This is a genomic window from Amphibacillus cookii, assembly GCF_016908375.1.
Classification (GTDB): domain Bacteria; phylum Bacillota; class Bacilli; order Bacillales; family Amphibacillaceae; genus Amphibacillus_C; species Amphibacillus_C cookii.
Window position 1 is genome coordinate 87,911 of record NZ_JAFBDS010000006.1, and the last position, 24,213, is coordinate 112,123.

A 24,213-nucleotide genomic window follows, 5' to 3' on the forward strand; every position below is an offset into this window, starting at 1 on the left:
CCTTTCATTAAAAATTCTTTGCATTCGGTTTATTGAAGCCATATTGCTCAAAAAATTCTTCCCGAAAATCACCAAGTCGATCTGCTTTTATTGCTTCGCGAACTTGCTCCATTAATTTTACCAGAAAATAAAGGTTATGATAAGTGGTAAGTCTTAATCCAAACGTTTCGTCCGCCTTAATTAAATGGCGAATGTAAGCTCTTGAATAATTTTGACATGTGTGACAATCACAATTTGGGTCTAATGGCGAGAAATCTAGTGCGAATTTTGCATTTCGAACAACGAGTCGACCATTTGATGTCATACACGTACCGTTACGAGCTATTCGTGTCGGTAGAACACAATCAAACATATCAATACCACGAATCGAACCATCAATTAACGAATCCGGTGAACCTACCCCCATTAAGTAACGGGGTTTAGAATCTGGCAATAATGGGGTAGTGAATTCTAAAACACGATTCATAACATCTTTTGGCTCCCCTACAGACAACCCACCAATAGCGTAACCAGGAAAATCAAGTGACGTCAAATCTTTAGCACTCTGTCGACGGAGGTCTTCATATTCACCACCTTGAACAATGCCAAACAAACCCTGATCATGTGCACGCTGATGTGCAGTTAAGCAACGCTCAGCCCAGCGGCTTGTTCGTTCTACTGAATCTTTCATATATTTATGTTCAGCAGGGTATGGCGGACACTCATCAAATGCCATCATAATATCAGCGCCAAGTGCATTTTGAATTTCCATCGCTTTCTCAGGAGATAAGAACAATTTCTCGCCACTAATGTGATTTCTAAAGTGTACACCTGCTTCTTCTATATCTCGTAAGTCACTTAAGCTAAAAACTTGAAATCCACCAGAATCGGTTAGAATAGAACCATCCCAATTCATAAATTGATGTAGACCGCCAGCTTCTTTAACAATATCCTCTCCAGGTCTTAGCCATAAATGATACGTATTTGATAATATCATATGAGCACCGATTTCTTTTAATTCTTCTGGACTCATCGTTTTTACTGTAGCTAAAGTACCTACTGGCATAAAGACAGGCGTTTCGAATGAACCGTGAGGCGTATGCACACGACCTAATCGAGCACCCGTTTGTTTACATGTTTTAATTAATTCATAAGTTACAGCATTCATTATTCTCCTACTTTCTTACTCTATATATTATAAAATTAACATCGCGTCGCCAAAGCTAAAAAAGCGATAGCGATGCTCAATAGCGGCATGATAAGCTTCCATGATGAAATCACGCCCAGCTAAAGCACTTACGAGCATAACAAGGGTTGATTTCGGTAGATGAAAATTCGTAATTAATCCATCAATTACTTTAAAGCGATAAGGAGGATATATGAATATAGAGCTCCATCCGCTTGTCGGAATAAGTTCTCCATTATGATTGGAGGCAATCGTTTCTAAAGTACGCGTCGAGGTGGTACCTACAGATATAATACGTCCTCCCTTTTCTTTAACTGCATTGATTTTGTTTGCTTCCTGTTCACTAAGGTGATAAAATTCTGCATGCATTTGATGATCCTCTATCCGCTCAACACTGACAGGACGAAATGTGCCAAGACCCACATGTAATGTTACAAAAGCGATCTCAATCCCCTTTTGCTTTACTTTGTTTAAAAGTTCCTCTGTAAAATGCAATCCTGCTGTTGGTGCGGCGGCTGATCCCTCTTCACGCGCATAGACCGTTTGATAACGATCTTGATCACTTAGTTGTTCTTTAATATAAGGGGGGAGTGGCATTTCACCAAGTTCATTTAAAATTTCCAGAAAAATGCCTTGATAAGTGAATTCTACTATTCGACCACCTTGGTTTAACACCTCTTTACAGGTTGCTGTTAAAAGACCTTCTCCAAAACTTATCACAGTGCCTTCTTTAATTTTTTTTGCCGGCTTAACAAGTACTTCCCAACAATCACCTTCCCTTTGATGAAGTAATAACAATTCAATTTTAGCTCCTGTATCTATCTTCGTTCCATATAGCCTTGCAGGTAAGACTTTCGTATCGTTTAACACCAAACAATCACCTGGTTTTAAATAATCAATCACCTGGTGAAAGTGCGTATGTTCAAGCGATTGATTTTCTTTATTGAGCACCAGTAACTTTGATGCGGTTCGGTCCTTTAATGGTTTTTGAGCAATTAATTGCTCTGGTAATGAAAAATCAAAATCTTCTATTTCCATAATGATCCCCTATTCGTTTATGTGCAGTAATGTACGCTTAATATTTATCACAGAAACCGTCCGTAAAACCCCCGCCTCGAAATAGAGCGTAGCATTCATCTATTTAAGTGGGAGTTAACGGACGCTAATGTTCGGATTCACCCAAATATCCATCCGTGGGAGCAAAACGCAAACGCCCATTGATTGAAGGTTCGTTTTATAGCATTCATCAGTCTGAACTTAATAATGGTCGATTAAAATGCTCATATGCTTTAGGTGTTGCCAATCTTCCACGCGGTGTGCGTTGAATAAATCCCTTTTGTAATAAAAAGGGTTCATAAACATCTTCTATTGTTTGAGACTCTTCACCTACAGTGGCAGCAAGTGTATCCAAACCAACCGGTCCACCTTGGAATGCATCAATAATAGCGAGTAACAGCTTATGATCAATATGATCTAAACCTGTCTTATCCACTTGTAACATTTCTAAAGCGTGTTGGGTTGTCTCTAAGCTTATCGTCTCTTCACCTTTAACTTGGGAAATATCTCGAACCCGCTTGAGCAATCGATTAGCAATCCGAGGTGTCCCTCTTGACCGGCGAGCGATCTCTAACGCTGGTTCTTTAGCAATTTTAACATCAAAGACAATAGATGTGCGTTCAACAATTTCCCTTAAATCCTCTACTTCATAGTATTCTAACCGAGTTAGTACACCAAAACGATCTCTTAAGGGTGCAGACAATAAACCAGCTCTAGTCGTAGCTCCGACTAATGTAAAAGGTGGTAAATCAAGCCTTACAGAGCGGGCGGTAGATCCTGTACCTATGACAATATCCAAACAAAAATCTTCCATTGCTGGATAAAGAATCTCTTCAACAGCGCGGGGCAAGCGATGAATTTCATCAATGAATAAAACATCGCCTGCCTCTAATCCAGATAAGATCGCAGCTAAATCCCCTGCTCGTTCTATAGCTGGACCTGAGGTCATACGAAATGCCACTTCCATTTCATTTGAAATAATTGAGGCCATTGTTGTCTTCCCCAACCCTGGCGGACCATACAGCAATACATGATCTAAAGGTTCATTTCTTAATTTTGCCGCTTTTATAAAAATAGCTAAATTCTCTTTTACTGTCGTTTGACCAATATACTGATTCAGCGATTGTGGACGAAGACTTAATTCAATCTCTTCTTCTTGATCAAGTTGTTCTCCAGTAATCATGCGTTCTTCCACTTATATGCCCCTCCCTCATTTATTGCATAAGCAACGCTAAAGCTTTACGTATTAATGCATCAGTATTCGAAAGCTTAGCCTGCTTCAATTGTGGCATCACGGCTTTAATTTCTCGGTCTTTATAACCTAAGGCTTTTAAAGCTTCTACAGCCTCATTGACACCAGCACTATCAACTTTAACGACGGCTTCATTTTCTTTCTGCGCATCATCCGTTTGTTGGATTACAAAAGGTAATTTACCTTTCAAATCCAAAATCATTTGTCTTGCTGTTTTTTTCCCTACTCCTGGAAATTGGGTTAAAAACTTTTCATCTTCCTCTTCAATCGCCAAGACAAATTGCTCTACTGAGGCATTGCCTACAATAGATAATGCCCCTTTAGGACCAATCCCAGACACATTTAATATTTGTGAAAACAATTGTTTCTCATCGATATTTCGAAAACCGTATAACAGTTGCGCGTCTTCTCTAACATGATGATAAGTATGTATCTTTATTTTTTTGCTCATATATTCTTGAAAATGAAATGGATTAGCACAAAAAATTTCGTAGCCCACACCATTAACGTCAACAATCGCTACCAACTCTGTCATTTCGACTAATGTTCCATGTATGTATGATATCATTATATTATCGCTCCTCAACCTCTCACTATACCTTCATAATTGCTATTTTACCATACAATCGTATGTTCGCCTAGTTTAGCTCATTAAGCATTAGATTCTATAAGAAGGAGGAAATAGACAAGGAGAGTCTGTCATGATCCAGACTCTCCTTGTACTTGTTCGCTAGGAATATGGTTACGAAAAACTTCGATTGTATCTTGATAAATTTGTTTAGAATCAATTTTAATACCTTTTCTTAATTTCTCCTGCTCCTCTTTTGGCAATGCATCAAGGTCCAAGTCATATACTTGTTGAATCACTTGTTCATATTGAGGTTCACCTTCATAGATCGTTAACTGTTGATCGGATAAACCGAAATAGCCTACTTCTTTTAAGTAAGGGGAAATATCATCCAAGTATTCTCTAAAAATCATTTGCCCCATCTTTTGATCAATCAGTTGATAAGGTTCATAATCATACCAAAAATCTTCCATAGACGTAATCGTTTCCTCAAAAACTTCTGAGTCCATTCTTCCGTCCAAATATTGTCTTTGTAAAACAATTTCTATGGTCGCTAAATCATCAGGGTGCTTTGACTGTTGTTCTGTTCGGGACACTTCAACGAGCTCATCGTCTTCTATCTCTGGTTGATCGTTATTCAGATAGCCATTATAAATGAATATCATGACGATCAATAACAAGTTAATCCCTATTAAATATTTCAACATTTTCACCTCTTAAAATCATTTATATAACATAGCATAGACAATTTTTTTTTTTTTACACATATGAAATCCACCCCTTTGTAACTATAGACTTTCTAAAATTTCAATTTAGAAGCAAAAAAATAACCGACTAGTGATTAGTCGGTATAAACAACAAAGTCATATTCATTTGGGTCAACTTTTTTTACTTTTAATATCTCAGATGGAGAAAGCTCAAGCGCCTCTCCATTGTAATAACTAATATGATCTAGTGTATCTTCATGATGCATAGCAATCAAGTAATCACCGTTTTCTTGTCGTTTCACCTGATTAAAATGAAATTCTTTAATTGTCTTTTGACCTTGCTTCTGATAGACAACAAAATAATCAAATTGATCAGCGGTAAATTGCTTTAAACATGCTTTTGCCTTCTCTTTATCTTGTTCAGAGAAACCATCAAATTCTTGTTCACCATCACTTGTTTCACACATTGTGAATACACACCTCGATATAACCTTTTTAATATTTTATTCCGTTAAATCTGCATTGTGATAAACCTCTTGCACATCTTCTAATTCTTCAAGATGATCAATTAACTTCTCCATTTTGCTACGCTCATCCTCTGACAAGCTTGAATAGGTTGATGGAATCAAAGTGACTTCAGCTGTTTCAAGGTGATAACCTTCTTCGGATAAAGCAGATTTCACATCACTAAATTGCTCTGGTTCGGTAAATATTTCATAGCTATCTTCAGTCGTTTCCATTTCTTCTGCTCCAGCTTCTATTGCAGCTAACATAATAGTATCCTCATCAGCCTCTGTTGTCGACCGATCAATCAAAAGATAACCACGTCTATTAAACATAAACGATACACAACCGTTCTCACCTAAATTACCACCATTTTTAGAAAAGGCATGGCGAACATCTGAGGCTGAACGATTCTTATTGTCTGTTAAGATTTCAACCATTATAGCTGCCCCACCTGGACCATATCCCTCATAAACGACTTCTTCATAGCTCACGCCATCTAATGAACCCGTAGCTTTTTTGATTGCACGATCAATATTGTCATTTGGCATGTTGCTTGCTTTTGCTTTATCAATAGCTAACCGTAGCGCAGGATTCACTTCTGGATCTGGCCCACCTTCTTTAGCTGCAATATAAATATCTTTGGCAGCTTTCATAAAAATTTTTCCCCGCTTAGCATCTTGGGCATTTTTACGTCTTTGAATGTTTTTCCACTTAGAATGTCCAGCCATCGACTATGACTCCTTTCTCAAATAAAACTTATCATTTCCGTTTTATATGATAGCATAGGAAAAGCTGTTAAATAAAGTCGTTCGTATCATTGTCATAATCATTTAAATAGATAGACTTTTTTATGCGTTACCTGCTATGTTAAACATTTTTGTCAGGTACCTTAATCCCTTCACGCTTATGAGCAGATCGTTTGTGCATCGCTTCAATAATTTCTTTATCTTTAATAGGAATTGATTCTCCTTTTAAAAATTGATCAATCATCTCATAAGTTGTACCCATTTCATTTTCATCCGTTTGTCCTTCCCATAAGCCTGCACTAGGTTTTTTCGTAATAACCTGTTCTGGAACACCTAAATACTTAGCCATTTCCTTTACTTCACCTTTCGTTAAGTGAATAATAGGCGCGAGATCAATCCCTCCATCACCATATTTTGTGAAATAACCTGTGTACCATTCTGCCGCATTATCAGTACCAACAACTAAATAATTATGATTCGTAGCAACCGTATATAAGGTGCTCATTCGCAAACGCGCACGTAAATTTGCATCTGCTAATTTATCTTGCTCCTTATAATGAATGCCTTGTTGATCAAGTTCATTCGTAATTTTATTAAACAACGTATCATGCGCTTCGGTTAAATCAATGGTAACATGCTCAATACCAGCTGCTTCTGCTACTTGTTTTGCATATTTTAAATCATCAGGGTTACTTTTACATGGCATCATAACACCTAGAGCATTCTCAGGCATTGCTTTTTTTATTAGATTAGCAACAACTGCTGAATCAATCCCACCACTAATCCCGACTAACAACCCTTTAACATTTGCATCCTTCACTTGCTCTTGTAACCACTTTACCAATTTATCAACTTGTTCTTGCACCTTACATGTCCCCTTCCGGTTTTTAAAGTTTGTTTTCTCTTTTTATTATTACTTAATATGGGTAAAGATGCAATTATTTATAGCATAAAAACTTAAACATTTATATCAATATAAGATGAATAATCAGATAAAAAGCGACCAAACAACATCAATGGCTTCTTTTAATCTCAGTATTAAAAAAACGCAAAATAAAATGCCCCCAGCCAAGTCTATATAACTGCTGAGGGTTTGATTTTTAATCTTTAATTACTCAACTTTCACATCTGAATTTTCAGGTTCAGCCAAGATAGCATGTATGAACCACCAATCTAAGTGGAGATAAGCAAGGGATGAGACTTCTGCGGGGTTAGGATGAGCTGAAGATCCACTTGAGGAGTGATCTTGCGACTCAAGTTAGCTGAAGCCATCCCCGCGAAAAGCGAATCCCTTGCTTTTCGAAACGAAATAACGTGCTAAACGTATGCGGCACATCCAAGCAGAAGTAATGTCTACAAGCCTATTGAATACCGCGTCTATTGAACACGATCAAGGTTCAATGACTATTTTAAGTGTGCGAAAGTTGAGTTAATTAGTAAATCCAATTACTTGTTAGGATTGGCTGCATCACAATCCTTGTTCTTTCTTTTTTTTATTCTTCATCTTCTTCACGCATCGGCTGAAAGGGTTGTTGATATTGATCCCATCCCATCCATTGTGGATCGTAGCTATATGGCATCATAGGGGACATACCATACATCGCATTAGGGTCCATATATGCGGGATATTGATTGTCCTGTAAAGGCATAGCTTGTTGCATGTAAGGGTCCATTTGATTCGGCTGTGTGTACATAGGTTGTTGGGTATACATAGGTGACTGGAGATTTTGATTTCCACTATCATAATCGTCATACATAGCCATGCCTTCATTTATATTAGGGTCCTCACTTCCAAGATCTCCCCATTGTCCTTGCTGTTGATAATTAGCTGTTGGCATATAATGTTGCTGAGCCATTTGCAACATTGTTGGATCTTGATATTGATAACAAGCATCAGGAACAGGCTTACAATCACTACTTGGATGTATAGGGGAATGTGTCGGCATCGGCATATAAGGCACCCATACATAGCAACATGGCATCATTGGCCACCCCTTCATATCATGTGTATGCATCGGCTTTTTCTCCTCTTGTTTTTTAATTTCTTTAGGTTTTTCATCTTTTTTTGGCTGATGATAATGGTGAATCGATTGATTTTGCATAATCGTGTCATTATCCTCAATACCTACATCTATATTATAGTGATTAGAATAAATATTAGGTAACTTTGGCATTTGAATGGACATTGGAGGCAGTTTCGGTAACGGTGCTTGTTTTTTAGGCATTTTCTTCTCCACATCTTTTTTGGGAACTTGATCGTCCTCTTTAATAACTGGCTGTGCTTTTTGTGGAACCGGCTTAAAAGGTTCCATAACTTTTTCCTTCGCATCTTGATGTGCGACTTGTTTTGTTTCACTAGGAATCTTGATTTTCATACCTGGCATAATCATATCAGGATTAGCTAATTGATTATTAAGTGCTTTAAGTGCTTGGAAATCGACATTATACTTTTTCGATAAGTTCCATAACGTATCACCTTTTTGTACAGTATGAATCTTCACGCGTTAATCTCCTCTCTGATGTCTTTTTACTAGGCAAACAACAGGCTTATTCCCTAACAACATATGCAACTGTATCTAAAAGTTGAATAAAAAAAACAAACCTTTACACAAAGGTTTGTTTTTTTAGCTACGAAAGGATTAACATTTTATTCAAAGCCTGTTTTGCCCACATCGTTGTTTCTGGATCGACTGAAATTTGGTGATATGAACGATTTTCACTAACTGCGTGTAATGAGGCAAGTAAATGAGGTAAGTCAATGCGATTCATTGTTAAACAAGGACACATATATGGATTTAATGAGATAATATTCTTGTCGGGATGTTGTTTTTGTAGTCGTTTGACCAAATTCATTTCTGTTCCAATCGCCCAACTGGTACCTGGTTTAGCTTCCGTTATCATGTCTATAATATATTTAGTTGAGCCAACATAATCAGCGCGCTGGGCAACTTCAAAGCGACACTCAGGATGAACAATAATGAAACGATCTGGCTCCTCTGCTCTAATATTTTCCACATTATCTACTGTGAAATTTTCATGGACAGAACAAAAACCTTTCCATAATATCACCTTAATATTCTGATAATCACCTTGATATTCCAATTGATTTTTTTGTTGGTTCCATACCGCCATCTCCGAAAGCGATACACCTAAATCATAAGCCGTGTTACGACCTAAATGCTGGTCTGGTAAAAACAACAATCGTTGCTTTTGCTGAAGAGCCCAAGAAACTACTTTTTTAGCATTAGAAGACGTAACGGTTGCCCCCCCATGTTTACCCACAAATCCTTTAATCGCTGCGGTAGAATTCACATAGGTAAGAGGCATCACAGTGTCACCAAATAAATCTTTCAACGTTAACCAGCATGTATTTGTCTGATCAAGTGTTGCCATGTCAGCCATTGAGCAACCTGCACGCATATCTGGTAAAATCACTTTTTGTTGTTTTGTTGTTAGCATATCAGCTGTCTCCGCCATAAAATGAACCCCACAAAAAACAATAAATGATGCGGCAGTATTTTGAGCTGATAATTGAGCAAGTTGCAGTGAATCACCACTAATATCTGCGAATTGAATAACTTCATCCTTCTGATAGTGGTGTCCAGGTATAAATAAACGCTCACCTAATTGCTTTTTTATACGAAAAACTTCATTTTCCAACTCTTCCTTTGGCAAAGCGTAATAGGTCTGCATTAATTCTGCTTTATGCTCTTTCTCTTTTAAATAGGTTAGCATATCCATTTTCTCTACCCCCTTTACCCTTCAATATTCATGCTAAAATCGAACGATTTCGCTGAATGTGTAATAAATCCTAATGCTAAATAATCAACACCTGTATCCTGATAATCCTTAATCATATCGAGCGTTATGTTTCCTGAAGCTTCAGTAATTATATGTTCAGGAATGTGCTTAATATATTGGCGAATCCTTTCCACTGTTTGATTGTCAAACATAATAATATCGACAGCTGATTTCACGGCTGCCTCAACTTGATCTAAATGCTCAGTTTCTACCTCAATTTTAACCATATGTCCAAGCTTTGATCGGATCTGTTGGACCGCTGATTCAATTGATCCATAATACGCAATGTGATTGTCTTTAATCATGACGCCATCGTACAAACCAAAGCGATGATTAAACCCACCTCCACAGGTAACTGCATATTTTTCAAAAAGTCTTAATCCCGGTGTCGTTTTTCTCGTATCCGTGATTCTTGTCTGTTCACCGCTTAATTGGCTGACCGCGGTTGCTGTTAAACTGGCTATACCGCTCATTCGTTGGAGTAAATTTAAAGCTACTCGCTCACCACTTAAAATAGCTTGCAGCGGACCGGTTATCGTTGAGATAACTTCTCCTATTTGTACATGTTCACCATCGCACTTGTGATTATTAACGATAACGGTTGGATTAATACATTGATAAACAATTTCTATTACATTAATACCAGACAATACACCAGATTGCTTGGCTACAATCTTTGATTGTCCTGTATGCGTTTTTGAAAATAAATAGTCACTCGTCAAATCACGATCTCCAATATCTTCTAGTAAAAAATTCTCAATGGCATGTTTAGCTTTCAAGTGATTCATAACGCTCCCCCTCGTATAATATATTTAGGCTTCCATTTCAGCATGACAGCCTTGATAATCAAATCAGTATTATTTATTTCTTGACATAATACCGCAGGTCTTATTATGTAGATGTTTATCATGATATTTAAAGCGTAAGATATGAATAAGATCCCAATCTTTCGAACGGTTTGGATAATCAGCTCGCCAATGTGCACCTCGGCTTTCAGTCCTTCTTAATGCCGAAGTAACAATTAACCATGCAGACAACAGTTGATTAACTCGTTCCCTTTGTTTTGGCTGAACCTGATCAAGGGGACAATGGATGGGATAGCTTTCCAACCAATCTTTAAGTTTAAGTAAACCAAATTGGTCGCGAACAATTCCAGCATGGGAAGTCATCTGCTTTTGTAAAGTATCTAAAGGTGGTAAATCGAGTGATTGATATACCTCGCTATTTCTAGTATTAACGACTGGATCGATTCGTTTAGTTAAAGTACTTTCTAAAATGGCTGATGCTAATCGATTGGGAAACACTAAAGCTTCAAGTAATGAATTACTTGCCAAGCGATTTGCTCCATGAATCCCTTTACAAGCTACTTCTCCAATGGCGTATAGCCGATCAATTGATGTCCTACCAGCTAAATCAGTTTTTATGCCACCTATCATAAAATGAGCACCAGGAGCTATAGGTAAGTATCCGTCTTGCATGTCAATTTCTGCTTTTTGACATAATTTATTGATTGTAGGAAATTTCACATCAAACTGATCGATCGTTGAAATATCTAAATAAACTTGCTTATTTGCAAGATAATGAGCATAAACCGTGCGTGCCACGGTGTCTCTAGGTGCTAAGTCTTTTAATGGGTGTATCCCTTCCATAAGAGGCGTACCTTCTTCATCTAACAAACGAGCACCTTCTCCGCGAACTGCTTCAGATATTAAACCATAATTAACGCCATCCTTAACGAGCATCGTTGGGTGAAATTGAATAAATTCTAAATCAATGAGTTCTACACCAGCACGATAAGCAATGGCTAACCCATCCCCAGTAATCGTTGGATTATTTGAGGTTAATTGATACAATGACCCACATCCTCCAGTAGCAAGAACGACATGATCAGCAAAAAAATATTCATCTTCATCATTTGCAGTTTGACACCGCACACCGATACACCGACTTTGTTCAATAACTAAATCGATTAGCTTATGTTCCTGTTTCAAGTCAATACTTCCTACCAATCGATTATAAAAAAAGCTAAAAAGACGATGACCGGTTTGATCACCACCGGCATGAAGAACTCTTCTTTTATGATGAGCACCTTCTTGACCAAAAATCAGTGCGCCATTTGATGAATCAAATTGAAAGCCCTTTTTTATTAAATCACGGACCACGTTAACCCCTTCTTTTGTAAGGACCTTAACAGCGTCTTCGTTTGCAAAATGATAACCGGCTTGTAATGTATCCGCCATATGGTCTTGCCAGCAATCTGTTGGAGACAATGCTGCTGCAATGCCACCTTGGGCCAGAACGGAATTATTTTCAGATGTATCTACTTTCATCAACACCGTTACTTGATGTGTTGGTGCTAATTGATCAGCTAGAACCATTGCTGATAATCCCCCGCCAATAATGATAACTGTTTTATAATCCATAGCGTCTCCTTTTTATATGTCTTTACAGATATCTTTACATAATTCTTTACATATGACAACACTTATTTTAAGATAAATATAAAACGAACCTTCAATTATTGGGCATTTTTATTCTTCTCCCACAGGGGTCGTTGAGTGGATCAGGATATTAGTGGCCGTTCTCTCCCGCCTAAATAGATCATCTTTGCTGACTATTTTGTGGCGGGCGTTTTACGAACGGTTATCTGTGATGAAGTAACCCGCTTTGAAAGGAGCATTTATGATCTATTTAGACTATGCTGCTTCGACGCCTGTTGACGAGCATGTATTAAAAATTTATCAGCAAACCACGAGAGACTTTTTTGCAAACCCAAAAAGTTTACATGACTTAGGAACAGAAGTCATGGAATTATCTCATTATAGTTATAAGGTAATTGCCAATTGTCTTGGGTGCGATCAAATGGAAGTACATCTGACACATAGCGGAACAGAAGCAAATCATTTAGCGCTGGAAACGCTATTACAAACAAGCCCACATAGTAAAAAACACATCGTCACTACATCATTTGAACATCCTTCAATTGTTGACTTTTTAAAAGAGAAACAGCAGACAGAAGGGTATGAAATTAGTTTTCTTACTCCAAATGATCAAGGAGAAATACTATTAGAAGAAGTTGTCGCTAAAGTAAAGGAAAATACATGTCTGGTCGTTATTCAGCATATCAATCATGAAATTGGGACCATTCAAGATATTGAGGCAATTGGCAGGTGGTTACAACAGAAAGGGATACTTTTTCACTGTGATGGTGTTCAAGCTTTTTCAAAGGTAAACGTTGACGTAAGAACTCTACATGTTGACAGTTACTCCATTTCTAGTCATAAAATTTATGGACCTAAAGGTATAGGTGCCACATATCTTAGAAGCGCTCTTAGCAAAAACGCTCGTGATCGATTATATAAGGGAACAGAGGATATTGCTAAATTAGTAGCCTTTGCAGCCGCTGCAGATATGGCCACGACACATATTGATGAACAAGCTAAGCATATTAAAGAATTAAGAACTTACTTTATAGAAAACAGCGCTCGTATCACTGAACATGCTAGCGTATTTACAGCAAAACAACAGTTACCGCATGTGATTGGCATATTGTTTAATAAAATACCTGGTCATTATGCGATGTTACAATTCAATCAAGCTGGGATTGCACTGTCCACAGGAAGCGCCTGCACCGTCAACCAACAAGCGCCATCTCCCACTATGATTGCCATAGGGATAGATCAACAACATGCCAAAAATTTCATTCGTTTATCACTAGGAAATGCAACAACAAAACCTGAACTAGAAAAAACGATAAAAGTGTGCGAAAATATGTTAAAGGAATGGGTAAGATAAAGTAAAACTTCTTTTGATAAGGAGTTTTGCGCTCAGCAAAGTGACACAAAAGGAGTGACAATAGTGGAACACACGCATAAACTAGTTGGCGATGAAAGAAGGGCTGCCCTTTTAACATGGTTAAGAGAATCAAATCAGCCTTTAACTGGTGGGGATCTAGCAGAGAAGGCCGGAGTTAGCAGACAAGTTATCGTACAAGATATGTCATTGTTAAAAGCAAAGAAGGAACCCATTATCGCCACAAGTCAAGGTTATTTATTGATAGACCAACATGACCAAACGCATAAATGCCAACGGATTGTTGCTTGTAAACACACACCAGAGCAAACGCAACAAGAGTTGGAATGTATAGTTGATCAGGGAGTAACGGTTGGTAATGTAATCGTAGAACATCCGGTATATGGCGAATTAAAAGCACTTATTATGGTTAGTGATCGTCATGATGTCAAACAATTTATCAACAAAATTAACTCTACAAATGCCCCATACTTATCTGAATTAACAGATGGTGTACATCTCCATACCCTTGAAGCTGAAAACGAAGAAAAGTTAGAAGCAGCGTATTTAGCACTTAAAAATAACGGCTTCACTATTGAATAGTTATAAAATAAAAGGGGTATATGCCAACGCTTACCAATACAGTGGATTGAGTAAATCACTCGATATAAAACGAAACTTCAATCAATGAGCGTTTTACGGACGGTTATCTATGATAAATTTGTGAATCAACCCTGACTTGTAGAATGAATTATCAAATGTTATAGCTATTATACAAGATTTGTCCATTTGTAAAGGCAGAACAAAAAAGATCGAACCTGCGTTTTGATAGATGTCAACACAGGTTCGATCTTTCCTTATTGCTCATTACTTACATAATACGGATAAGTTCCTAGAACTTCTATATGACAACCAATAGCTTCTATTTCAGCAATGGTATTCGGAATTAAAATATCATCCATCTTTTGATCAACATCAATTAGAAAATAGTAATGACCGAGACCTGTTTTCATTGGTCGAGATTCAATCTTAGATAAATTAATCCTGCGCCATGCAAAAGCTGATAACACTTGATGAAGGGCACCAGCATGATCAGTAGGCAATGCAATCATCAGCGTTGTTTTATATCCTTTTAATTCTAAACCTTTAATACGTAAGGCTGTATCATTTTTATGTAAAACAATAAAGCGGGTTTGATTGTTAATAAAATCATGTATATTTGATTTGACAATTTCTAATCCATATTCTTTTGCTGCAAGGTTATTTGCTATCGCCCCTAGTGGTTTATCAGGGTGCTCACTTACAAAGCGAGCCGCTGCTCCAGTTGATGTATATGTTTCTACTTGTGCCTCACGCATATTTTGCTTCAAAAATAGGTGACATTGCGCCAATGCATGAGGGTGTGAATAGATAACTTCTGTCTTTTCCCAGTTCATCTTATTTTGCGAGTGGACCATAAAATGTTGTTTAACAGGAATGATAATTTCACTTACAATCTTTAACATCTTTTCTTGGATTAAGTAATCAAGTGTTAAATTAACCGTGCCTTCTAATGTATTTTCTAAGGGCACCACACTATACTTGACATGGCCAAATTTAACAGCATCAATACAAGCTGGAATGGTTTGATAGCTCATGGACACATGTTGTGGAAATAATGCATCAACAGCTTTCTGTGAAAATGTACCTTTTGGACCTAAATAGCCTACTGAAAATGACACTTCTATCCCCGACCTTTCCTCTCCTATGCACCAGAACTTAGGATCTCAACGCGTTCGATAAATGGCTGATTTTTTAATTGCACAATAAGTTCATCTAATGCAAGTAATAATTGTTCAACATCTAATGATAAGGTGACATTGGCCTTCCCGTGAACGGGTATGGTTTGATGGATCGTTAAAATATTCCCACCAGCTCTAGCAACTGTATCTAACAACGTTGATAACGTTCCAGAGCGATCCTCTAAGTGAAAGAACAATGTGATAATGCGCGTCTTTTGAATGGCTTGCAAAGGAAAGACTGCATCACGGTACTTATAATACGCACTCCGCGACAGCCCAACTCGCTTTACCGCTTCATAAACTGAATTCGCCTTTCCTCGATCTAACTGCGCCTTAACTTCTAAAGTTTTCCGCATCGCTTCAGGGAGAAAATCACCACGAACCAGATAAAATGTTTCCTCTTCCTTCTTCATTGCTACCCTCCCCATCACTATTGATAAAACGAACCTTCAATACAGTGGGCGAAGTCCTACAGAACGTAGGTCATGTAGACGTGGGCCTACAGGATGTAGGTTATGCAGACGTTGCCATAGGACGTGGCGGTCTTAGTCTGTCATCCTTCTTAAAGATGTGGCGGTTTTAGTCTACGATCTTACCCGCCCACTGATGGTTAGCTAAGTGAACCAGGACATTAGCGTCCGTTATCGCCCGCTTTATATAGACATGACTTCAACTCTCAATAATGAGTCGGGCGTTTACGGACGGTTATTTTATTCAATAAATTCAAATTCATATTCTAACAATCGTACCGTGTCACCATCTTTGGCCCCTCTTTCTCTTAAGGCCTGATCAATGCCCATACTTCGCATCTGCCTTGAAAAGCGTTGGACTGACTCATCTCTTGTTAAATCAGTCATTTTAAACAGCTTCTCTATTTTCTTTCCAAAAATAACGTAAGCACCGTCCGAATCTCGGGTAATTTGAAATGGGACTTCTTCTTTTTGATGTTTATAGACGACATGTTCAGGCGCTTCTTCAACTGGCTTTTGTAATTTTGGTATTTGTGCTAATTGATCAGCTACGGCAAATAGTAAATCACGAAGACCTTGGCGTGTCACTGCAGATATAGGAAAAATTGGGTATTCATCCTGCAATTGTTCCTTAAATGAAGCCAACTGCTCAATCGCATCTGGCATGTCCATTTTGTTTGCTACAATAATTTGCGGACGATCTAATAACGTCTGATCGTAAGCACCTAATTCTTCATTGATAGCTTGGAAATCTTCAAACGGATCTCTTCCTTCAGTGGCTGCCATATCTATCACATGAACAATCACTCTTGTCCGTTCAACATGACGTAAAAACTGATGACCTAAACCGATACCTTCATGAGCCCCTTCGATTAAACCTGGTAAATCAGCCATCACAAAACTACGCTGGTCATCTGTTTCAACCACACCTAAATTAGGAGCTAGTGTCGTAAAATGATAATCAGCTATTTTAGGGCGCGCTGCACTGACAACGGATAACAACGTTGATTTCCCAACACTAGGAAATCCTACCAAACCTACATCCGCAATTACCTTTAATTCAATTATAATATCACGTTCAACACCTGGTTCACCGTTCTCTGCAATTTCAGGTGCAGGATTTCGTGCAGTCGCAAATCGAATGTTTCCACGTCCTCCACGTCCACCTTTTGCTACCAATGCCTGTTGGCCGTGTTCTATTAAATCCGCAATAACTTGATTAGTTGCTTCATCTCTAATCGTTGTCCCTGGTGGTACCATTAAGACAAGGGGCTCTGCATTCCTGCCGTGTTGACCTTTACTCATGCCGTTCTCACCGCGTTTTGCCTTAAAGTGACGTTGATAACGAAAATCCATTAATGTATTCAAACCCTCATCTACTTCAAAGATTATGTCGGCACCATTACCACCATCACCACCTGACGGCCCGCCAAATGGAACATATTTTTCTCGACGGAATGAAGCGAGGCCGTTCCCTCCATCACCTGCTTTTACATATACTTTTACTTGATCAACAAACATGGTGTCACCTCTTTAATCCGCTTCCCAAACAACCACTAGTCGTTTTTCTTGAGCAGATGCTATTTGTATTCTATAATCCATTGTGGTTACTTCGTCTACAAGCTCATCCAAATCTTTAAGAGCTTGTTCTAATTCTAACGTGAGACGAAAGGATTGGTTTTTAAATTGTTGAAACTTTATTGTACCATGGTAAAACGTTGAATTCATTAGATATTTTGAGATTATTTGGTGAACAGCTTCAATTAAATCTGCTAAGTGATGATCATTTACAACTGGAGGCATTTCATTTTCAATAATAGGCTCCCATTTTAAACCTGTTTCTAAGCTATTTAATTGCATGAGCTTTAGTATGGTCGCTGGCAAGTCCATATTTTGAAATTGTTGTTCTCGCATGAGCCTTTCAGCGACTTCTGCTGATTTTTGTTGGACCTTATCTAGCTTACCCATTTGGGCATAACCCATAATGACTTGCAGATCATTTGACCAATCATGTCGATAATGTCTTAATAAATTAACGATTTCCTTTTCATCCATTTTATCACCGCCGATATTAATGTAAAAAAATTATACCAGATTACCATCTATTCGTAAAAGTTACTTCAACCTATTGTAGAAAGCCTCGGTCATTTAATTTAAGGTGTATCAATACAATATGGTATATGTCGTTTGTCCCTTTCTTTAATGAAAAGCACTTCAATATAGCGATTCTACTTAATATACAGCCTTTTTTAGCCATATTTAGTTTAAAGAAAAAAACGTGTCTCAAAAGACTTATCTTTTGAGACACGTTCACATTCATTATGCTTCTTGTGCAACAGGATAAACACTTACACGTTTACGGTTACGTCCGACACGTTCAAAACGTACGATACCATCTGCTTTTGCGTATAGGGTATCATCCCCACCGCGACCAACATTGTTACCTGGGTATATCTTTGTTCCGCGTTGGCGGTAAAGAATAGAACCACCAGTAACCAATTGGCCATCAGCGCGCTTAGCACCTAGACGTTTTGATTCTGAATCACGACCGTTCTTAGAACTACCTACACCTTTTTTACTCGCGAAAAATTGTAAATCTAAACGTAGCATGGGTTTGCACCTCCTTATTTTTCAGAGATGGAAATATATTGACCATAATCACGTGCAATGGTTTGTAAAGAAATCAGCATACCTTCAAGTAATAAAGACGCTTTTTCAAGCTGGCCTTTTGTCATACTTTTAGGTAGCTCCACTTTTAAGTAACCCCCATCGTCACTTTGATCAATAATTGGCTCAATCTCACCTAAATTAATGATAGCATTTGTCATTCCAAAAGCCACTGCTGACACAGCAGCACACACTAAATCATGACCATGAGGACCGCTATCAGCATGTCCACTCAGTTCAAACGCTGTTATATGTTCCAATTGTTTACGATAAATCGTAACCTTAATCATAATCATTCAACCTTAAGCGTTAATTTTTTCAATGGTTACTTTTGTATAAGGTTGACGATGACCTTGTTTACGGTGATAATTTTTTTTAGGTTTGAATTTGTAGATCGTTACTTTTTTCTGACGACCTTGTTTCTCAACTTTAGCCGATACAGAAGCACCTTCTACAAATGGGGCGCCTACTTTGACTTCATCACCATTAACGAAAAGCACTTTATCAAACGTAACAGATTCTCCAGCTTCAGCTGTTAATTTCTCAACGTAGATACTTTGACCTTCTTCTACTTTGATTTGCTTACCGCCTGTTTCAATAATTGCGTACATCCTAATTGCACCTCCTTAAAATAACTCAGACTCGCCATCACAGGTGAGGAATATACTCCCGCTTATGTATTTACCTGTTCTGCGCGGTTGTAGCAACGGGTGCTACTTAACTTGCATAACATTAGAATGATATCATGATTTAATTTATTTTGTCAATGTTTTGTTGTTTCTTTTTAGCGATATATTCCTGAATAAGCGCCTCTGAACCTATTCGTTTAAGATGATAATGGTGGACACCTTTTACAATACTAAAATAGACGGTCGTTTGAAGATTTTCCTGAAGCAAATCATGATTGATCCATTTATTCCAAAGTTGCTTGAAACCCTCAGTCACTTCTACCACCGTTGCTTCTTCTTTAATTGGAACAAGTTGACGTTCAAGTTGAAAAACCATTGTTTCCTGTGTAGGACGAACCGTCTTTTCGGTTGATTGTCCTATTGTAAACTGATGAATGGGCGTCTCTCGCTTTCTTGTTAACTCAAATAACCCCAGCCCTGTAAAGCCAAAAACTTTAATTGGGAGTGCGTCTTGTTTTAGCTTATCAGTAAATAGCCTTTGCAACTTCGCCTGATCCTGTGCTTTTCGCATTCGCACAAAGTCAATCACAATGATTCCGGATATATTTCGCAGTCGAAGTTGTTCTGCAATCGCAACAGCAGCAATTTTATTAACCGCATATGCGGTTTGATGAGACCCTCTTTTACCGGTATAACCGGCAGAGTTAACATCTATAACCGTTAGCGCTTCGGTATGGTCAATATGTAATGTTATACCATGTTGGCAAACCACCACAGGATCTAACAATTGCTCAAATAAATGGTCCACTGTAATCGGCAGTCTATCTGTTAACTGTTTATCCCATACTACTTTTTCAATTAATTTAGGATAACGCTGTTTCAGTTGTCTTACAGTCGTTGCTTGATCACAATATATCATGTTAATATCAGCGCCTGAAAATTTTTTAATTAATTGGTCACTGACCGTTTGATCATGCCAAATTTGATAAGGAGGCTTCTCGTTTTTAGCGTCTTGTCGAAGATGGTGCCACAATTGGCGAAGTTGTTCGATCTGATACGTTAGCTCTTGAATTGAATAATTAACCGCCTCTGTGCGAATAATTAAACCTTCATGATCTGCGCAGATTTCTCCAAGTACTCCTGCCAGTTCTTCACCTTGATTGTCTGCTATTTTTTTTGAAACAGCTACCCGTTGACCATAAGGTAAGTAAACGATATTTTCTCCAGGTAAAGTAATATTCGCCGTTAATCGCGCCCCTTTTTCTTGGTAAGCATCTTTAACTACTTGGACAAATAAGGTTTGGCCTTCAAATAGCACAGATTCAATCGGTTTATCTGTTGGATTAATCGATGCTGGCAACTCTTTTTTTTCTAAGTATCCTTTGTGTTTTAACCCTATTTCTAAATAAGCAGCTTGGAGGCCTGTATCGACAGTTATCACTTTTGCCTTCAAAATAGAACCTATAAGTTGTGGTCTGTTGGGGCGGTCAATCGCCAAGTCAATAATTTTATCCTGTACTGTAGCAAGACCGATCTTTTCTGTTGTTTTGGTTAATAACATAATATCTACCATTTATACGCCTCTTTCCTTCAATTCCTAATGACATCATCTAACCGATCCTGATAGTTACCTTGTTCAAAATAGTGCTTTAAACACGTGCTTTCATTTGTCAATGTACAACGTTCCTTAATTAAAATAGGATGATAACAATTGGCACGAAAATGTAAAAAAACATCACTTAATGACGTTTGACTTGAAAGTATAAGTGGAACGACTTTCCTCGATTGCTTCATTTTTGACATCCGACTTAATAAAAAACGTTGAAATACATATAATCTCCTTTTCCATTCTAAGCGATTCTCTAAAATAAGAAAAGTAAACAGAACAGACGCGTTTAAAAAAGCATCATAGTAAATGGTCACAATCACTAAAAATAAAAAAAGCATAGCAAAAGAGAAGATTAGTGTACGTTCATATGCTTTTTTATAGGGATATATTTTATTTAATAAAAGATTAAATAATTTACCACCATCGAGTGGCCAAATCGGAATGAGGTTAAAAAGTAGAATAAATTGATTATATTTAATAGCAAATAAGGTTAGCGATTCTGAAAGTTGTAACGTTGTGTTAAATTGTAACAACACCCAATAAATAAATACATGTTGTAGGGGACCCGCAATTGTAATAAAAAATTGTTCAAAAGCCGGCTTATTTCCGTGTTCCTCTGTCTCCATCACGCCACCGAATATCCACAGTGTCACACGACGTATATTCCAATTAAATAACTTAGCAACAATAATATGACCCAATTCATGCCAAATAACGATAGTGAAAATAATCAATACTTCAGTTAACATACCGGTCAATAGAGAAACAATAATGGTAAACCAAATTGATGGATGTAAATAAATAAAGGTGTTTTTATTTCGTATCATCAACAGGAATTACCTCGATGGGATCAATAAATTCACTACCTTTTTGCATGGAGAAATACAAGTGATGTTGACCATTTAACAATGTAGATACTGTCCCAATCATTTGACTGGCATGGACAAACTGGTATGGGGTCACATTGATCTCATCTAGAAAACCGTATATTGATTTTGTTCGATCAGGATGTTGAATAATAATGGTTTTTTTCGTTTGCCGATCGTTTCCAGCGAAAATCACTGTACCTTGCTCAATTGCATAAACATCCGGCTGATCTATGACTTCTATAACCAAGCCTTGTCCATTCGTTTCAAAGGACTCTGAAACCACACCATTTACTGGCATGGCCAATTGCCCATAGGTTGGGATTGTTGACTGATCAACAAATAACCCAAAAGGCAAGCCAAAATGTTCTTGATACCAAACATTAACTGTGGCAAAAGGAAAATCTTCACTCAGTTGCTTCGTTAGCCACTGTTTAACTTGATTTAATTCAGGCGATTGCGTTTGGAAAATAAACGTTGCTATTAAAAAAAAGGAGCCTGATATGATTAACTGTTTCATAAATAAAGGCATTCTATCTTTTCGATCATTAGAAAGATTCGAATGCTGATGCTTTAATGCATCAATCGATCGAGGTAACCGATTAGGGTACTTAACTTTAACTGCTTTTGTTTTCCCTTTTTTTCGTTTGTCCAAGGTTTTACGTACTTGTTTTAAATCTCGCTTCACGATAGACTCACTACTTTCTATTAGCATTTGTACAAGTTTATTCAACATACTAATATTTATGAGTTTATCAGTAGCGATTTTTATTCGGTTGGCCTGCTCCGCGGTTTAGTAACAAAAGCTTTCAACACGTGCTAAAAAAGGTAGTAACTGAGACAAACGGATCACGCGTTCAAAGGGCGCTTTTGAGAAATTGCTACATTTATTCAAATTTAGGAGCTGATCATTAATTGCTACTCAAAGTGCTTATATTTCCATTTACTGAAAAAAAGAAGCAGACAAAGTCGTCTGCCTCTTCCCTGTTGCTGATTGATCTATAATGTTTGCGTAGATTATATTGCTAAAGCCTCTGAAATCGTTTAAAACGGTGATAGTCGGGTTTTATCACCAGGTTATGTTATCCTTCGTTAAAATAATTATTAATTGCGCATACCGAAGAATTTTTTCATTTTAGTCAACATGCCTTGTTCTTCTTCAAAAGATTGTAATGGTACAGACTCACCTAATATTCGCCGAGCAATATTTCGATAAGATATCGATGCCTTAGTATTCGGCTGAAATGCAATAGGTTCTCCGTGATTCGAAGCTTTAATCACTTCATCATCATCCGCTACAATACCCAATAAATCAATTGAAAGAATTTGAATAATCTCATCAATCGTTAGCATATCACCATTTTTCATCATATGATTTCGTATTCGATTAATCACCAATTTAGCTGGTTCCAATTCTTCCTGCTCTAATAAACCAATAATCCGATCTGCATCACGCACACTTGATTTTTCAGGAGTTGTTACGACAATCGCTTGATCAGCACCAGCCACCGCATTTTTGTAACCTTGTTCAATACCTGCTGGACAATCAATAATAATATAGTCAAATTCTTTTTTTAATTCTGAAATCATCTCTATCATCGCTTCTGGCGATAAATCATTTTTGTCACTGGTTTGGGCAGCAGGTAACAAATACAAATAGTCAAAGCGCTTATCTTTAATCAATGCCTGCTTTAGCTTACATTTCCCCTTTGCCACATCGATAATGTCAAAAATAATACGATTTTCTAATCCCATAACAACATCTAAATTTCGAAGACCAATATCCGTGTCCATTAAGCATACTTTTTTATCCAAAAGCGCTAGTGATGTCCCTAGATTTGCAGTGGTCGTTGTTTTACCAACGCCCCCCTTACCTGAAGTAATAACAATAGCCTCAGCCATTTAAAACACTCCTTTCAAATCCATTTAATTCTGGTCGTTTTTTAGCAACTACTTGTAAGCGATCAATGATTATTTTTCCAGATTGATCAACATAGCCACACTCCATATAAACACCATCTGATTCATAATCAGGTGATCGGCTATAAAGCGTTGCAATTCTCAATTGTACCGGGTGCATGTAAGAAGCCATAATTACTGCATCTTGATTACCCTTATAACCGGCGTGAGCGATACCACGAAGATTACCCATCACAAATATGTTTCCAGTTGCCTTTACGGTTCCGCCGGGATTGACATCACCAATTAAAAGGAGATCCCCTGTTATCTCAATAACTTGACCTGATCGGACCGTTTTTGTAATAATACGCATATCACTTTCTTCTTTCCATCGCATTGCCTGTTCTTTTGTTATTACGTTCGACTCAATATCTTGTACGACCAACTTGTTTTTCTGACGAATAAGGGTGCGTAATTGTTCCTCTTGGTCGCTATGTAAGTAACGATTACCTAATTTAACTTTAACCGTAATCATTGATTGTTCAACATCGATATCATCTTGAGAGAGCGTTTTATCTAGCTCATTTAACAGTTGTTGAAAAGAACACGTATCATCCAAGTTAAGCGTTAGTCCATCTCTTGTGCCTTTAATCGTTACATATTGATTTTTTATCACCAAGCAAACACCTCCATTCGAT

At 37.6% G+C, this 24,213-nt stretch carries 26 protein-coding genes and 1 other annotated feature; of the genes, 2 read left to right on the plus strand and 24 right to left on the minus strand.

The window, feature by feature from the left end; all coding sequences use genetic code 11:
* Nucleotides 1–7: 7 nt before the first annotated feature.
* The 12 genes from tgt to nadB form a co-directional block, all read right to left on the minus strand.
* Complete coding sequence (tgt, locus tag JOE23_RS09925; RefSeq protein ID WP_204438088.1) at nucleotides 8–1,147, minus strand: tRNA guanosine(34) transglycosylase Tgt; 1,140 nt, start codon at nucleotides 1,145–1,147, stop codon at nucleotides 8–10.
* A gap of 27 nt (nucleotides 1,148–1,174) precedes the next feature.
* Nucleotides 1,175–2,203, minus strand: coding sequence for a tRNA preQ1(34) S-adenosylmethionine ribosyltransferase-isomerase QueA (gene queA / locus JOE23_RS09930; RefSeq protein WP_204438089.1), 1,029 nt, complete (start codon nucleotides 2,201–2,203; stop codon nucleotides 1,175–1,177).
* A gap of 208 nt (nucleotides 2,204–2,411) precedes the next feature.
* On the minus strand, nucleotides 2,412–3,416 hold the full coding sequence (gene ruvB, locus JOE23_RS09935) for a Holliday junction branch migration DNA helicase RuvB (RefSeq protein ID WP_204438090.1): 1,005 nt from the start codon (nucleotides 3,414–3,416) through the stop codon (nucleotides 2,412–2,414).
* A gap of 19 nt (nucleotides 3,417–3,435) precedes the next feature.
* Nucleotides 3,436–4,041, minus strand: a complete 606-nt coding sequence (gene ruvA, locus JOE23_RS09940) for a Holliday junction branch migration protein RuvA (RefSeq protein WP_204438091.1) — start codon at nucleotides 4,039–4,041, stop codon at nucleotides 3,436–3,438.
* 131 nt (nucleotides 4,042–4,172) lie between these two features.
* The gene (locus tag JOE23_RS09945) at nucleotides 4,173–4,748 is read right to left on the minus strand and encodes a BofC C-terminal domain-containing protein (protein ID WP_204438092.1); all 576 of its coding nucleotides are present in this window, start codon (nucleotides 4,746–4,748) and stop codon (nucleotides 4,173–4,175) included.
* A 134-nt stretch (nucleotides 4,749–4,882) separates the two neighbouring features.
* Complete coding sequence (locus JOE23_RS09950) at nucleotides 4,883–5,215, minus strand: hypothetical protein (RefSeq protein ID WP_204438094.1); 333 nt, start codon at nucleotides 5,213–5,215, stop codon at nucleotides 4,883–4,885.
* A gap of 36 nt (nucleotides 5,216–5,251) precedes the next feature.
* Complete coding sequence (locus JOE23_RS09955) at nucleotides 5,252–5,983, minus strand: YebC/PmpR family DNA-binding transcriptional regulator (RefSeq protein ID WP_204438095.1); 732 nt, start codon at nucleotides 5,981–5,983, stop codon at nucleotides 5,252–5,254.
* Nucleotides 5,984–6,122: 139 nt separating this feature from the next.
* Nucleotides 6,123–6,866, minus strand: coding sequence for an NAD(+) synthase (nadE, locus tag JOE23_RS09960; RefSeq protein ID WP_204438096.1), 744 nt, complete (start codon nucleotides 6,864–6,866; stop codon nucleotides 6,123–6,125).
* 628 nt (nucleotides 6,867–7,494) lie between these two features.
* A complete protein-coding gene (gene safA / locus JOE23_RS09965; RefSeq protein WP_204438098.1) occupies nucleotides 7,495–8,502 on the minus strand; it encodes a SafA/ExsA family spore coat assembly protein in 1,008 nt (335 codons plus the stop codon).
* 127 nt (nucleotides 8,503–8,629) lie between these two features.
* Nucleotides 8,630–9,736: a quinolinate synthase NadA gene (nadA, locus tag JOE23_RS09970; protein WP_204438327.1), complete on the minus strand. Its 1,107-nt coding sequence runs from the start codon at nucleotides 9,734–9,736 to the stop codon at nucleotides 8,630–8,632.
* Nucleotides 9,737–9,756: 20 nt separating this feature from the next.
* Entirely contained in the window at nucleotides 9,757–10,590 is an 834-nt protein-coding gene (gene nadC, locus JOE23_RS09975) for a carboxylating nicotinate-nucleotide diphosphorylase (RefSeq protein WP_204438099.1), read from the minus strand.
* 69 nt (nucleotides 10,591–10,659) lie between these two features.
* A complete protein-coding gene (gene nadB, locus JOE23_RS09980; protein WP_204438100.1) occupies nucleotides 10,660–12,225 on the minus strand; it encodes an L-aspartate oxidase in 1,566 nt (521 codons plus the stop codon).
* 259 nt (nucleotides 12,226–12,484) lie between these two features.
* On the opposite strand from nadB, the gene JOE23_RS09985 reads away from it, so the two are divergent.
* Nucleotides 12,485–13,597, plus strand: a complete 1,113-nt coding sequence (locus JOE23_RS09985) for an IscS subfamily cysteine desulfurase (RefSeq protein ID WP_204438102.1) — start codon at nucleotides 12,485–12,487, stop codon at nucleotides 13,595–13,597.
* A 63-nt stretch (nucleotides 13,598–13,660) separates the two neighbouring features.
* A complete protein-coding gene (locus JOE23_RS09990; protein WP_204438103.1) occupies nucleotides 13,661–14,197 on the plus strand; it encodes a transcription repressor NadR in 537 nt (178 codons plus the stop codon).
* A gap of 254 nt (nucleotides 14,198–14,451) precedes the next feature.
* On the opposite strand, the gene pheA is transcribed toward JOE23_RS09990, so the two are convergent.
* The 12 genes from pheA to minC all read right to left on the minus strand — a co-directional run bounded on the left by pheA (nucleotide 14,452) and on the right by minC (nucleotide 24,194).
* On the minus strand, nucleotides 14,452–15,315 hold the full coding sequence (gene pheA / locus JOE23_RS09995) for a prephenate dehydratase (protein ID WP_204438104.1): 864 nt from the start codon (nucleotides 15,313–15,315) through the stop codon (nucleotides 14,452–14,454).
* Nucleotides 15,316–15,338: 23 nt separating this feature from the next.
* A complete protein-coding gene (locus JOE23_RS10000) occupies nucleotides 15,339–15,788 on the minus strand; it encodes an ACT domain-containing protein (RefSeq protein ID WP_204438106.1) in 450 nt (149 codons plus the stop codon).
* A gap of 297 nt (nucleotides 15,789–16,085) precedes the next feature.
* A complete protein-coding gene (obgE, locus tag JOE23_RS10005; protein WP_204438107.1) occupies nucleotides 16,086–17,366 on the minus strand; it encodes a GTPase ObgE in 1,281 nt (426 codons plus the stop codon).
* Between the two features lie 12 nt (nucleotides 17,367–17,378).
* Nucleotides 17,379–17,900 carry a Spo0B domain-containing protein gene (locus JOE23_RS10010; protein ID WP_204438108.1) on the minus strand — a complete coding sequence of 174 codons (522 nt, stop codon included), beginning with the start codon at nucleotides 17,898–17,900 and terminating at the stop codon, nucleotides 17,379–17,381.
* Between the two features lie 264 nt (nucleotides 17,901–18,164).
* Nucleotides 18,165–18,455 carry a 50S ribosomal protein L27 gene (gene rpmA, locus JOE23_RS10015; protein ID WP_204438110.1) on the minus strand — a complete coding sequence of 97 codons (291 nt, stop codon included), beginning with the start codon at nucleotides 18,453–18,455 and terminating at the stop codon, nucleotides 18,165–18,167.
* Nucleotides 18,456–18,469: 14 nt separating this feature from the next.
* On the minus strand, nucleotides 18,470–18,802 hold the full coding sequence (locus JOE23_RS10020; RefSeq protein ID WP_204438111.1) for a ribosomal-processing cysteine protease Prp: 333 nt from the start codon (nucleotides 18,800–18,802) through the stop codon (nucleotides 18,470–18,472).
* Between the two features lie 12 nt (nucleotides 18,803–18,814).
* A complete protein-coding gene (gene rplU / locus JOE23_RS10025) occupies nucleotides 18,815–19,123 on the minus strand; it encodes a 50S ribosomal protein L21 (protein ID WP_204438112.1) in 309 nt (102 codons plus the stop codon).
* A 17-nt stretch (nucleotides 19,124–19,140) separates the two neighbouring features.
* Nucleotides 19,141–19,222, minus strand: a sequence feature (ribosomal protein L21 leader region).
* A gap of 40 nt (nucleotides 19,223–19,262) precedes the next feature.
* Nucleotides 19,263–20,714, minus strand: coding sequence for a ribonuclease E/G (locus tag JOE23_RS10030; RefSeq protein ID WP_204438114.1), 1,452 nt, complete (start codon nucleotides 20,712–20,714; stop codon nucleotides 19,263–19,265).
* Between the two features lie 17 nt (nucleotides 20,715–20,731).
* Nucleotides 20,732–21,577 (minus strand): site-2 protease family protein, encoded by an 846-nt coding sequence (locus JOE23_RS10035; protein WP_204438115.1) that lies wholly within the window; start codon nucleotides 21,575–21,577, stop codon nucleotides 20,732–20,734.
* A complete protein-coding gene (locus JOE23_RS10040) occupies nucleotides 21,564–22,304 on the minus strand; it encodes a peptidoglycan DD-metalloendopeptidase family protein (RefSeq protein WP_204438116.1) in 741 nt (246 codons plus the stop codon). Before JOE23_RS10040 ends, JOE23_RS10035 begins: the two co-directional genes overlap by 14 nt.
* Before the next feature lie 416 nt (nucleotides 22,305–22,720).
* On the minus strand, nucleotides 22,721–23,518 hold the full coding sequence (gene minD / locus JOE23_RS10045; RefSeq protein WP_204438118.1) for a septum site-determining protein MinD: 798 nt from the start codon (nucleotides 23,516–23,518) through the stop codon (nucleotides 22,721–22,723).
* Entirely contained in the window at nucleotides 23,511–24,194 is a 684-nt protein-coding gene (minC, locus tag JOE23_RS10050) for a septum site-determining protein MinC (RefSeq protein ID WP_204438119.1), read from the minus strand. Before minC ends, minD begins: the two co-directional genes overlap by 8 nt.
* Nucleotides 24,195–24,213 lie beyond the last annotated feature (19 nt).